This window comes from Trichocoleus sp. Lan (genome assembly GCF_039961855.1).
GTDB lineage: Bacteria > Cyanobacteriota > Cyanobacteriia > Cyanobacteriales > FACHB-T130 > FACHB-T130.
This window is the reverse complement of record NZ_JAMPKA010000019.1, coordinates 45,473-58,659: the sequence shown is the minus strand read 5'-3', so window position 1 is coordinate 58,659 and position 13,187 is coordinate 45,473. Positions and strand designations below refer to the sequence as shown.

At 47.2% G+C, this 13,187-nt stretch carries 11 protein-coding genes; 3 read left to right on the top strand and 8 right to left on the bottom strand.

Annotation, left to right across the window (positions count from 1 at the left end; genetic code table 11):
* Nucleotides 1-96: 96 nt before the first annotated feature.
* Nucleotides 97-1,701, bottom strand: a complete 1,605-nt coding sequence (locus NDA03_RS17610) for an ATP-binding protein (protein WP_190412976.1) — start codon at nt 1,699-1,701, stop codon at nt 97-99.
* 207 nt (nt 1,702-1,908) lie between these two features.
* Here NDA03_RS17610 and cobO point away from each other — a divergent pair, with 207 nt between their 5' ends.
* Nucleotides 1,909-2,583 (top strand): cob(I)yrinic acid a,c-diamide adenosyltransferase, encoded by a 675-nt coding sequence (gene cobO / locus NDA03_RS17605; RefSeq protein WP_190412975.1) that lies wholly within the window; start codon nt 1,909-1,911, stop codon nt 2,581-2,583.
* Between the two features lie 143 nt (nt 2,584-2,726).
* On the opposite strand, the gene NDA03_RS17600 is transcribed toward cobO, so the two are convergent.
* The 5 genes from NDA03_RS17600 to NDA03_RS17580 form a co-directional block, all read right to left on the bottom strand.
* Complete coding sequence (locus NDA03_RS17600) at nt 2,727-3,197, bottom strand: hypothetical protein (protein ID WP_190428678.1); 471 nt, start codon at nt 3,195-3,197, stop codon at nt 2,727-2,729.
* A gap of 617 nt (nt 3,198-3,814) precedes the next feature.
* Complete coding sequence (locus tag NDA03_RS17595; protein WP_190412973.1) at nt 3,815-4,804, bottom strand: RNA polymerase sigma factor, RpoD/SigA family; 990 nt, start codon at nt 4,802-4,804, stop codon at nt 3,815-3,817.
* 563 nt (nt 4,805-5,367) lie between these two features.
* On the bottom strand, nt 5,368-7,107 hold the full coding sequence (locus NDA03_RS17590) for an ATP-binding protein (protein WP_190437538.1): 1,740 nt from the start codon (nt 7,105-7,107) through the stop codon (nt 5,368-5,370).
* Between the two features lie 144 nt (nt 7,108-7,251).
* Nucleotides 7,252-8,052 (bottom strand): glutathione S-transferase family protein, encoded by an 801-nt coding sequence (locus NDA03_RS17585; protein ID WP_348238725.1) that lies wholly within the window; start codon nt 8,050-8,052, stop codon nt 7,252-7,254.
* 355 nt (nt 8,053-8,407) lie between these two features.
* Nucleotides 8,408-8,677, bottom strand: a complete 270-nt coding sequence (locus tag NDA03_RS17580) for a GlsB/YeaQ/YmgE family stress response membrane protein (protein WP_190412970.1) — start codon at nt 8,675-8,677, stop codon at nt 8,408-8,410.
* 699 nt (nt 8,678-9,376) lie between these two features.
* Between NDA03_RS17580 and NDA03_RS17575 the strand changes: the two genes are divergently transcribed.
* Nucleotides 9,377-10,204, top strand: a complete 828-nt coding sequence (locus NDA03_RS17575) for a fasciclin domain-containing protein (protein WP_348238724.1) — start codon at nt 9,377-9,379, stop codon at nt 10,202-10,204.
* A gap of 189 nt (nt 10,205-10,393) precedes the next feature.
* On the top strand, nt 10,394-10,996 hold the full coding sequence (locus tag NDA03_RS17570; RefSeq protein ID WP_242030332.1) for a hypothetical protein: 603 nt from the start codon (nt 10,394-10,396) through the stop codon (nt 10,994-10,996).
* A gap of 51 nt (nt 10,997-11,047) precedes the next feature.
* On the opposite strand, the gene NDA03_RS17565 is transcribed toward NDA03_RS17570, so the two are convergent.
* A complete protein-coding gene (locus NDA03_RS17565; protein WP_348238723.1) occupies nt 11,048-11,533 on the bottom strand; it encodes a gluconokinase in 486 nt (161 codons plus the stop codon).
* A gap of 46 nt (nt 11,534-11,579) precedes the next feature.
* On the bottom strand, nt 11,580-13,175 hold the full coding sequence (locus NDA03_RS17560) for an NAD(P)H-hydrate dehydratase (RefSeq protein WP_348238722.1): 1,596 nt from the start codon (nt 13,173-13,175) through the stop codon (nt 11,580-11,582).
* Between the last annotated feature and the right edge of the window lie 12 nt (nt 13,176-13,187).

The window sequence follows — 13,187 nt, the reverse complement described above, 5'->3', positions numbered from 1 at the left end:
AATAAGGTTTGAGTATGTTCGGGGCACTTTCTTCTATACACCCAAACTTTCCTTTTAAATAAAGACTTTAGACTTTATCTTGCAAGAAAGCTTACCTTAGCACGGGCGGGTAGACCTTGCCTCTACAGCACTCTTCAGGGGTAGTCTTACTTTAAATTTAGTGCCCACACCCACTTTACTCTTAACGGTAATCTCACCCCCGTGAAGATCCACACACTTCTTAACGATTGCTAATCCTAAACCAGTTCCAGGGATGTTGCCGACATTCGCGGATCGATGAAATGCTTCAAATAAGCACTGACGCTCTTGCAGAGGAATCCCAATTCCTTTGTCTTCAATTTGGAAGACGATTGCATCTTTTTGTTGGGTAATTTCAAATCTGACTGGACTCCCTTCAGGCGAATATTTTATCGCGTTTGAAAGGAGATTGCTAAGAATATGTCGCAGCAATTTTTCATCTAGACTAAAGGAGGTAGATTTGCAATGATTAATCAAGTTAATTGCACGGGAATTGCCCTCATTCAGTTGCAATTCTTTCACTAATTCAATACAAAATTCTTCCAGATGCAGCGGTTCAGGTTTGAAGTCCGACTGTCCGGCTTCGGCTTTACCAATGATTAATACATCATCAAGCAGTCCAATCATGTGCTTAACAGCGATTTGAATGCGATGCAGGTGGATGAGTTTTTTCTCTTCAGACCAATTGTTACTGTAATGTTCCAATAATTCGGCAGAAGAGAGGATCGTACTCAGGGGAGTGCGGAATTCGTGGGAAGTCATGGAGATAAAGCGGGATTTTAGGTCGCCGAGTTCTTTTTCTCGCTCAAGCGATGCTCGCAGTTCTTCTTCTAATTGCTTTCGTTTGGTAATATCAATTCCTACTGTGACAGCCGCTTGATCTTGGTTGTATTTCTGCGCCACCATAAGATAATTTTTGATATTGCCGTCAACTTCTGCGGTCACTTCCTGAGAGGTTGTTTTCGTCGGGGAAGCAAAGAATTGCTCCACAAATTCACTAAAGTTGGGGCTACTGTCAAAACAGCTAAGTTCCTGACCGACAAATTCCTCTGAAGACAAGTTAAAGGATGCAGCTAAATGCTGGTTGACGCCCAGGTATTGTAAATCCGAGCTAATCCAGGAGACAAATCCAGGCACGGCATCTAAGACGGCTAAAAGTTGGTTTTTTGCCTGTTGCAGCGCCAATCCCATTTGCTTATATGCTGCCATTGTAATTTCATGCACCTCTGACTGAGCCAGCAGAAGTTGATGCACGTCTAACAATTTATAAATTCCGGGTGCCGTTTGTACGATGATCGGTTCATAGATCAATTCAGGCGATCGCTTCAAAGACTCCCGCACCGCTGCGGTAATGGAAGTATAACTGGGAAAAACTAGAATTTCGGTATGGTTGAATTGATAGAGCGATCGCAAACTTCGTTTCGACAGTAACTCTAAGCTGTAACGACGGCTTAGATATTCAAAAAAACGCCGGCGACTGATCATCCCGACTAGTTGGTTTTTATCCATGAGGATTAAACCCGGTAGTAGCGGTTTTTCCTCGAAAAGCCTGAGAACCTCTGCGGCTGTGTGGTTGTATTCAATGCAAGCCTCATACAGGGTTAATCCCTGCAATGTAGACTCCAAATTCAGATTAAGTTGCTCTGCACCTTGTTCAGAAGAGATTGATAAGGTTAAAGACATAAATCTTAAAAGAAGGTAAGTAAATTTATACTGAAATCAGTGTTGCTGAATCTATAGGCAAAATGGAAGGGGGGTTATGCCCTCTGTCTTGAAGTGATGACTGGGAGCGATTCCCTGCAATTAGAAGGAATTGCCGATGGCTTATCCTGATGCATATCCCTTTGGGGCTATTTTAATAGGTGTGAAAGTTTTTTCTAGGCAGACTTGATGACAACTCCTACCCCGACTGATTTAAATAAAAATTTAGAATCTGCTGACTTACTGGAGACAGAAACATCATCACTAACTCCAGAACAATACCAGCGCAAGATGCAGCGGCGCAAGGAAGTTCAAGAGCAGCGGGTGGCAAAGGCATCTCAGGAGAAAGGCTTAATTATTGTTAATACAGGCAATGGCAAGGGAAAAACCACTGCTGCTTTGGGAATGGTAATGCGATCGCTTGGTCACGGCTATCGAGTCGGGATCGTACAATTCATTAAAGGAGCCTGGGAACCCGCTGAGAAAGCTGTCCTCGGTCGCTGGGAAGGTCAGCTAGAGTTCCACGCGATGGGAGAAGGCTTCACTTGGGAAACTCAAGACCAACAGCGAGATATCCAGAAAGCGCATCAGGCTTGGGAAACTGGACTCAGCTTTATCCGCAATCCTGAATTTAAGCTAGTGCTGTTGGATGAAATCAACGTAGCTTTAAAACTCGGCTATTTGAGCGTTGAGGAAGTGCTAGCTGGGTTGGAGGAAAAGCCTGCGGATTCTCATGTTATTCTCACCGGCAGAGGTGCCCCAGCCGCCCTGATTGAGCGAGCCGACTTAGTAACGGAAATGACCCTCGTTAAGCATCCGTTCCGGGAACAGGGCGTCAAAGCGCAGCCAGGAATCGAGTTTTGAAGTTCAAAAAATAAAGAAACCCGTTTTCTTCAAGAAAACGGGTTTTTGGAGGAGCTAATTGTTTTTCTGGTGATTAGTTATGGGTTAGTAGCAACAAACTACTGACAACTACCTTGATTTGCACCGCCAAAGCTTACTTCTAGTTAGAAGTTAACTTTACAAGCGTTCAAGATTTGCTGGTCGTTAGCGCTAATTTTGTTAATTGGGTGATAGCCCTGGAGCCGTAAACTATCTTCAATGGGCAACCGACTATCGGCAGAGGCGACTGGGGGGGCTTCGCTGAGGGCAATTGAGTGAGAATATGTTGTACTGTCGTAGGGATCTTGAACGGTTAGATTGATTTGCTGTGCCCCAACCTTGCCGGAAAAACAACTATATTCTGAGGAAGGCATATAAAACGCACCCCTTACCTTTCCCTGACGCGCCTCAAATACTATATATTCTTGACCAATCTCTTCTGTCTTTTGGGAGCTACCATACAAATAAATACCGTCAGCCACTGAAGTGTCTGATGCTGGCATTTGTGCAAGGGAAACGGAATTTGTGCCAACGATTCCCGTCTTACTGAAGGATGTTGGTGCTTGCAATGCAACTGTACTGGTTGCGAAGCTCATCGTTAGAAGTAATCCTAGGGCAGGTACTTCAAGCGGAAGCCGAGACATAAACTGCTGATAAAACTTGTTAAGCACCGTTTTTTCCCCCCTAGCAATTACGAGCAGACACCCTCAAGCATCTAATTAAAAAGTACCTAATTCCTTAGGTGTAAAGCTTCACCCATTTGAATGAACCGTAGGTCATCCGAAAGGAGTTTTTTTGTTAAGACAAGCAACGCATTCATCTTTGATTCCCGGTTATTAAATTGCCTCCTAAAATCAAAATGCGTATTTATACTCACTTTATTCACCCGTTTTATTAGCTTTCCCAAATCGGGTCAGTGTGGGCTTGTCTGTAGTACTTGTTCCTTAACTGTGGATGACTTCACTGGCACCCGTTCGAGTTCCCGAACTGCTTTACGAAACTTTACAAAAATATAAAAAAAGAGCAGTAACAGATTTTAGATGTCTACAAAAAACTTCAACAGGTAGACACATCTACTCGACAGGGGCTAAAAGCGGGGATTGAAATGACTGAAAAACCCGCCCTTACTTAGCTGTAAGGACGGGTTTTAGGAGTGATCGCTATAGGATGATGTGGGAGGCAGGAGCATAGCGGGTCGATCCCGCCTCTACAATTAACTAGCAGCGATATACTCGCGGACATTCGCCTGACGACGGCGCAGATGGGCGAGGGCTTGGTGTTCTAGCTGGCGTACCCGTTCGCGGCTGAGGCTTAGGCGTTCGCCGACTTTTGCTAGAGATAGCTCGTTACCATCTTCCAAGCCAAAGCGCAGAGTTAGCACTTCCCGCTGCTGTGGGGTTAGTTCTGCCAGAAGATCGTCCAGGTCTTGCCGCAGCGACTCCTGAGTCATATAATGGTCAGGGGTTGGCCCTTCGTCTTCCAGAAGGTCTTGCAGTTCGGTATCCTGGTTATCGCCAACGCGCACATCCAGAGAAATTGGTTGACGGGCGATATTCAAGTACTCGCGGATCAACGCGGGTTCTAAGTCTAGCGCCTTAGCGATTTCACCGGGGGTAGCACTGCGACCAAGCGTCTGAGCTAGTTCCCGTTGCACCCGCTTAATTTTATTAAGCTTTTCGGTGATGTGGATGGGCAAACGAATCGCACGGGCTTGTTGAGCGATCGCGCGAGTAATCGCTTGGCGAATCCACCAGTAGGCGTAGGTCGAAAACTTGTAACCGCGCATCGGGTCAAATTTCTCGACGCCGCGTTCCAAGCCGAGAGTACCTTCCTGAATCAAATCCAGGAATTCCATGTTACGCTTCTGGTACTTCTTCGCGATCGCGACCACTAGACGCAAGTTAGCTTCTATCATCTTGCGCTTTGCCCGCGTTCCCAGTTTAATTATCCGGTCGAGTTCGGGTTCACTCAAGCTAACATGGTCTGCCCACTCTTGATGAGTTGGTTCTCGCTGCAATGTCTCAGCCAAGGTCTCCTTCGCCTCCAGCAGCGCCATCATTTGCTGCACCTGCTTGCCGAAGACAATCTCTTGTTCGTGGGTCAGCAGGGGCACGCGCCCAATCTCATGCAGATAGGTGCGAACCATATCAGCCGTAAACGTGGGTTGTTTAGTCGTCTTTTTTAGGGTGTTGGCAGTGGGCATGAGTGAGTGGTGACTCCGTAAACAAGCAACAATTCTGTAGCAGGGGTTGACCTTAGCGGGAGATTGCCAGCTCTTACAATGAGAGTAGCTAGGTCAATTAGTGGAACACATCCTGCAAAAGTTGTAAAGATCGCCTACCCAATTGAATAGGCAAACATAACACACAAAAAGCTAATCGTCAAACCTTTCGGCTGGGGGATGCCTTAAAGAGCTGGTATCGACCCCCATTTAGCCACTCCTGATAGGTAATCAAGGCTAAAAAGTCAAAGTCGGTATGAGTTTGTTTTACATTTCTATCGTATCACTAATGATAGACGACGCTCCAGGTTGAAAGGTTCATCCGATTGGGTTAAACTTGCTGCTCTGGCAAATTCCTGTTAACCCTTGAGTACCACCCGGAAAATCATTAGCTAAAAGCGTCCTATCTGTGTCCTATATATATAATCATCCACGGAAAACCCTTCAACGGGTACTCTAGTCGTTGTGGGATAACCGAACTATTTTTGCCTAGAAGTCCGTAGTCAATAGTCCAATGACTATTGACTACGGATTAAAAACCACGATCAAAAACCAATATCAGCTTTAGCGGCTTCAGCCGCAGCGAACACTTCATCGTCTGGCATCTCTTCCCAGCAAGTATCGCCAATTTCTCTGTAGAACGTTTCATCGTAAGGGCGAGTCCTTACCACGACGGGCATCGGAACCGCGTGACCCAAAATTAAGGCTTGTTGCTTAGAATCCAGCTTTGCCAGAACGGAACGCAGACTCATGCCGCCAGAGACGCCAGTAAAAATGGCGTCGATGTCTTTGTCATCGTTTAGCAAAGCAGTGATGCGGGTGCCAATCTGGGACATCACCTCATTATCAATTCCAGAGGGACGCTGATCTACCACCAGAAGGGTGACAAAGTATTTTCGCATCTCGCGGGCAATCGTACCAAAAATGGTACTTTGCACGATGGCGGAGTCAAGGAAGCGGTGGGCTTCTTCTATCGTAATGACTAGCTGCTGAGGACGATCGATGGGGTTTTTGGTCTGCAAAAACAATTCAGACTTACTTACATAAGCTTTGTGAATGCGGCGGGTGATCATATTCGTCACCAGCATATAGGAGAGCATATCTGACTGAGAACCAAACTCAATTACCACGTGCTGACCTGCATCAAGGCATTGCAAAATTTGATTAACGTAGTTGTGGGGACAGGCAGTTCGCAGATATTTGAGATTTTCCAGGCGCATCAGCTTGCGCTGCAACGCCATAATTGAACCCTTATGACCCTTCTTCTCCTCGCAGAACAGCTGGATTTCCTCGTTGGTCATATTCAACAGTTGGACAATCCAGGAGTTGCCAAACTCGGCGTGCAGAATATTGGCATTGTCCAAAGCTGCTTCAGAAAGACCTAACTCATTCCGCACCAGCATGATGTCTTGGACTTCGATTTGGTCGTAGCTGAGGTACAGTTCCTGAGAGTCACGCACCCCCCGCCGCTTGGTAGATTGGGGGTCAAGGGTGTAAATTTGCACCTGTCCTGGGAATAGCTGCCGCAAGCCTTTGACAGTGCTGAAGTGTTTGCCTTCGCGGACGGCTTCCCAGCCATATTCCGAGTGCATATCAAAAATTAAATTGACCGCTGCTTGTCTGCGGATAATGCCAGACAAAAGTAGGCGGGTGAGAAAGGATTTGCCGGTGCCAGATTTCCCGAAAACGCCGTTGCTGCGTTCCACGAATCGGTGTAAATCCAGACATACGGGCACATCCATATCCAAAGGTTGACCGATGGCGAAGTTGCACCGAGTGGGGTCATCTTCCCAACCAAAGACGGCGCGGAAATCGCGTTCCGTCGCATCATAAACCTGGCTGAAGTGGCTGGGAATTGTCTTAACAGGCATCAACTCCATCTCAGTATCAGCGCTACTTTGCAGCTGAAAGGATGCGAGAGTTCCTCCGTTGGATTTGCCGTTGGAGTTAGGATTTTCGGCACCCACCACATAAGCGCCTACTGACTTTGTTGCTTCTCGTGTCAGCATTAACATCGGCGTCAGATTGATGGTGCCATAGGTGCCACTCCCTGCTAGAACCGCTTGCAAAAAAGTGTCCTCTGGACTGGGAGGGTTGGCAACAATTCGCTGACTGGAGGTGCCCAGCGAAACGTCTGTGAGCATACAGAAGAAGTCTGAACGGGCACCTTTGACTACCAGAAATTTGCCAACCCGCATATCCTCTACAGAAATATCGGGATGCAGTCTTACTTCTAGTCCCTGACTGAGGGAGCCTTGAATTACCGACCCTAATGGCATTTCCATAATCGCTTCTGGAGTCTTTTTAGTGTTGCTTCAGAACACTTAGGCATCCAAAGTTTACCCTAATTCTCGGAGCCTAACTATTCGCTCAATCTTAGATTTTGGATTTTTCAACCAATCCAAAATCTAAAATCTAAAATGGATTTCCTAATCTATCTCAATTGATGTTGGCGTTGAGCCTGTGGCTCCGGCGGTTGTGTTGGCACTTAGGGGTTTGCGATAATCGGCATAAAGGCGATCGCGCCAGTTGAAAAATGTCTCGTAAGCGCTACGGTCAGCCAAACCAGGGATTCCTTTGCCTCTAAGGGTTTCGGGAAGGTCAAGATAGGGGCCAGAGGGAAATTTAATCAGCATACTCAGCCCAGCGACGGCAAAATCTGCCAAGGTTGGATAGTCGCCGACTAAGTAAGGGCTTTCCAATAGTAGCAGGGATAGGCTCTCTAGGTCTTGCTGAAGATCCTCTGTCGCCGCTTGTACGGCATCGGGGCCGTATCCGACGCCAAGACCCAGGAGATTCAGCACTTCACCAGGCAGTGCCCCCACGAGAGTCTTGAGAGCATCTGGCGTGTTGCTCGGTAAAATCGAGGTGCGGAAGTTCTGATTTTGGCTGAGTGCCCCAAATAACACCTTACGACTTTTGAGACCGATAGATTCATCTGCCCAGGCTTCAATCAGTAAGCACAGTCCCTTTTGTTTCGGGTCAACGGGGATTAGGGGTCGGTCGGGATATTGCTTATCGAGGTACTTAGCGATCGCTGTCGAATCAGCAATTACTGTATTGCCATCCTTCAGGACAGGTACCTGTCGTTGACCAGACATGCGGAACAATTCTACCTGTCCCACTCCTGGCGTTACCTCAATTTTGCGGTAGGGCAGACCTTTATAATCCAGCAGCAGTCGCACTTTTTCGGAGTAGTGGGATAGCTCAAATTGGTACAACTCCAGCATTTTTTATCTCCTTCTATTTTTAAGTAACACTGTTAATCTAACGTTTTTAGCCTACTATTGTTATTATTTGCATCGCTGGAACTAAAAGCAAAAGTTATTGTTTTTGGGCAGTTACACTTATTGAATTACTTATTTTTACTGATAAAAAATCCAACTTGGAAAATTACAATTTTACCAAATTAAAAAATTAGTTCAAATGGCTTTATTTTTATTCTTAATGAAAAATGAGCAAATTGGCTCTATTAAATGCAGCCAAATAACGACGGCTGTAACACAAAATAGACCCAATAAAAATACCCCAGGCTAAGCTGGGGTGCTTTCTAAATGCTAAATGGTAATAAAAGGGAACCCTTAATTAAGCTCTCTGGCGAGTTAACAAGCCCCACAGGAATAGCAGAACCATTGCGCCTAGAACAGCAAAAGCAATACTCGGTACTGTCAACGCTCCGTAGGCTGCGCCTCCCGACGACCCCAGTAAAACTTGGCCTAAATAACCACCAACCAAGGCACCTAAAATACCTAATACCATTGTGGCGAGGATACCGCCGCCTTGATGACCGGGATAAATAGCTTTAGCAATCGCACCTGCAATCAGACCTAAAACAATCCAAGCAATAATTCCCATTTTTTTGCTCCGTTCTTATTAATGTTTTTTGTTGATGTTGTTATCTTTTTGTTGTTATTAGAATAACAAGCTGGCTTAATTGTCCACCTCTATCAGAGGGTATAATCAAAAGGCATAGATAATGAAGCTATTGCTTAAGTTTGTTTATATATAAAGAAGTAGTATTTCCAGTTAATTAACTCGATTGCAATAAATTTTGGCTGACTGAGGGCGGTTGAAGCCAGAAACGGCAATCATGACTCAACTCGCCCAGTGGAGAGGGCGGTGCTAGCCTCAGCAAAGCGGAGAACAAAGCTCTATTTAGTCAGACACGCGAACTTTTTACTCCCCCCAACAGAAAGTAGGCAGGAGGGAGAAAAGCCGGAATCGCTACGAAATAGAAATAGTTTCTGCCTAGATGAGCGTGGGTAAACGTAGGCGCGATCGCAACAAAATTCTCCTTTTAGTCTGAAGAGCATACCAGCCGCCTTGCAACCTCTAACTCTTAACAAGCCGCCACGAAGAAAGCTAACGCTGACATTCTTAATAAGAAATAAGTCGCGCCTTTTCGCCTATTTAGCTACTTAGATTGTTCAATCCCCCTGTGTTGTCCCGGTTTCCCCATCGGTTGGCAGAGGAACTCACACTTTAGGCAGAGGTAAACATATGTAACAAAATGTGAAGTTAACTAGGTCTAAGTTTTTAGGGAAACCCTTAGCAATGACCAATCAAAAACGCAACAGTTTGATTAAACAACTGGCTAGCCTGATGGGAGTTATCGGTGCTAGTACCCTTATGGGTCTGCCAGCTGGTGCCCAGGTGAATCCCAACCCTGAAATTCTTCAATCAGACGTTTTCAGCAAGCCGCCCTACAATCGCGATCGCAGCGCTCAGTCAACCCCAAGAACTGTACCATCCCCTACCGCTATCCCTAGCCAAGGCGCTCAGCCGAAGCCGTCTTCTACCGACCGGATGATACAATCCCCCAGCAACAGCACTCAGCCCCCTGCTACAGAAGGGATGATGCAATCCCCCAGCAACAGCACTCAGCCCCCTGCCACAGAAGGGATGATGCCAGCCCCCGGCGAAGGTCCTGACCCGGCTGCTACACAAGGGACGATGCCTTCAAGTAGCAATTTGGTTGCGCTTGCTGCCCAAAATGGTTCATTCAAAATTCTGACTGCTGCTTTGGAAGCCGCAGGTTTGACCGAAACCCTCGAACAACAAGGACCGTTCACGGTTTTTGCACCGACTGATGCAGCATTTGCAGCTTTACCCGAAGGCACTGTCGAAAAGTTACTGCAACCAGAAAATAAAGTGATGCTGGTTCAGATTTTGACCTACCACGTCATTCCCGGCAAAGTGAGTTCTTCCCAGTTGAAATCTGGAGAAGTGACGACAGTTGAAGGCAGCCCAGTCACCGTTAAGGTTGGAAACGATGGAGTAATGGTGGGCAACGCCAATGTCTCTCAGGCTAACATCGAAGCCACTAATGGCATCATTCATGCGATTGACAAGGTGATTATGCCACCGATGCCGACCAAGTAGATGTGAAACAGAGTCATCGTTTGTAACGCTAACGTTTCAAAAGAATAAACACCGTTCCGAAAAAGCTTGGGGCGGTGTTTTTTATCTCTGGCTATGAATAATTTGGTACTGAGGAAATTCAGGATAAATTAGAATACAATCGACACAAACATGGAGCATTTTGCTTCATGGGCGCTGAGGAGTGGGGAAATGGAGCGTTTCAAGGATTTATTTCTGCAAGAAGGAGTCGCCTTAGAAGGTGACAGGAAAAAGGTAAAAAAAAGCCTTTTTTACTTTTTATTTTTTGCGTTTTACTTTTTGCTTCCCGTAACCGATTCGACTTCCGGTAAGATAGGGTTTGCTTTTTGTCAGCCAGCATCGGCTCAAGCAGCATACGGCAGCTATGTGGGTGTTGGTGCTACGGTGGGGATTAATGATAATGATTTTGGAGAAGGTCGCCAAATCGGTGGGGTGGTTGCTGTACGCTACAAACTCCTGCAAGCTCCCCTTTCCTTAAGGGCACAAGCGCTAATTGGGGCGAGTCCCGCGGTTGTGCCAACGATTTCCTATGATATCCCCCTCAACTGGCAAACAGATGTCTATGTGGGTGCAGGCGTTGCTTTTGGCAGTGGGAATCGGACGCCTTCGCCGGTAGGGGATAAAACCAGTTTTGCGATCCAACCGGGGATTGATTACGTCGTTCCCAACAGCAATGCTGTTCTGTTTGGCAATGCGATTATTGCTTTTGATGCCTACCGCGATGGCGGCGGTACTGCTGTTTCAGTCCAGGGTGGTGTGGGTTTGAGATTTTAGGGAGTGCCTGTGACAAGACAGCGGAATTGGAATCATTTGCGATCGCTCGTTTTAGATTTCTAGATGGCTGCGAATCTGCTGCACGATTACATCTAGCGGCTCGGAAACGTCCACCCAAAGGGCATTCTGTGGTTCTTCAAGGGTATCAAACTGGCTTTGCAGGAGTGTTTTGCTCATAAAGTGGCTTTGACGCGCTTCCAACCGCTGCGCGATCGCCTCAAAACTCCCTTTGAGATAAACGAGGCGTATCTGTTGTGGATCTCGCCACAGCATCTGACGATAGGATTCTTTTAAGGCAGAACACGCTAGTACCCGATTCTTGCCTTCCTGTAGCCATTGGTCGATGGCGTGTTGCATTGCTTGCAGCCACGGCATTCGGTCGGCATCGGTCAGGGGAATGCCTCGGCTCATCTTTTCAATATTAGCGGTTGAGTGGAAGCAGTCGGCGTCGCTGAAGCCCCAGTTTAGTTCTTGTGCGAGTAGCTGGGCGACGGTAGATTTGCCGCTACCAGATACGCCCATGACGAGAATAATCATCTTTCCTCAATCAGCCGGATTCAGGGATTTTACAGTGCGATCGCGCTCAACGGGACGATCTACTATGCGATCGCACGACTGCCATCAAATACTGTGTCAAAGTATACGCATCAACTCCTAACTCAGTCCGCTCCTCGGCTGCCAAAATTCCGGCTTGAGCGTGCCACCAAGCCGCACTTTGCACCATCTCTGCGATGGGTAACTCTTGCTGAGATGCCGTTGCGACCAATCCACCCATTAGCCCCGTTAGCACATCTCCACTACCGCCACGGGCTAAAGCGGGAGTGCTTTCGGGAACAATCCATACTGAGCCACCAGGATGGCAGATCGCAGTCCTTGCCCCCTTCAGGAGTACCACTGCCCCACTTTGCTGGGCTGCTTCCCGAACTGCACTTACCCGATCTTTCGTGGTATCGGGTGCATCTGGAAACAAACGCTTAAACTCACCTGTATGAGGGGTGAGAACAGTAGGTGCTTGTCGTTTAGAGAGAGTCGGTATCGGGTTTAATTGGGCGAGGATATTCAAGCCATCAGCATCTAAAACAATCGGCAAATCGCTTTCTAATACTTTTTCGACGACTGACGTGGCATCTTTTGTCAAACCGGGACCACAAGCGATCGCATTATACGAACTCAAATCAATTTCTTCTGGCAAAGATGCGATCGCACCTGTCTCGGTTTCTGGACAACCGATAATCAGCGCTTCTGGCAACTGAGCCACCAACAAAAGTTTCAGCGATTCTGGCACCGCAATTGAGAGCATCCCAACACCACTTGCTCTCGCTCCCAAACCGGATAGAATCGCGCCTCCAGCATACTTGCGAGAACCGCAAATCAACAGCAGATGTCCTTGTTTATACTTGTGAGTAACTGCGGGGCGAGGAATCGGAAGATGCGCGATCGCAACTGCCGGTGTCACCCGCTGAATGTTGGGCGTCTCACCTAGTACCGCCGAGATATCCGCCACCGGGATACCAAAATCAATCAGTTCGGCTTTTCCAACAGATTCCAAGGCTCGATCTTGCAGAAATGCTAATTTCCACAAGCCCAAGCAAAACGTGTAAGTTGCACGAACCGCCGTTCCCAGAACTTCCCCAGTATCGGTGTGCAAACCGGAAGGCAAATCGATACTAATGACTGGCTTAGACCACTGATTAAGTTGATGAATCGCAGAAAATATCGGTTCTGCGATCGCTCTTTCCAACCCAAACCCAAACAAACCATCAATAATGAGATCGCATTCTTGTAGCGGCTCAATCTCCTCAACACAGGGAATGCCCAAACTCTCAGCATACTGGGCGTGTTGCGAAGTTAATTCTTTCAGCTTAGCAATCGGACAATAGATAACAACTTCATAACCCTGAAAATGCAACTCGCGGGCGACTACCAACCCATCGCCCCCATTATGACCCGGTCCCACCAAAACGCCTACACGCAGTCCATTTTTCCCTCCCCCCGTTGACGAGGGGAATAAGGGGGGCAAACAAGGATAAAGCGCTTGAACTCGACTAGCAATCAGACCCCCGACCTTTTCCATCAAAGCCGCCACTGGCATTCCAGCCGCAAAGATGCGCCCTTCAATCTCGCGCATCTGCTGGGCAGTCACCACCAGTTGCTGAATCTTTTCCTGCCTTTGTTGCATCTGTGCCAATTT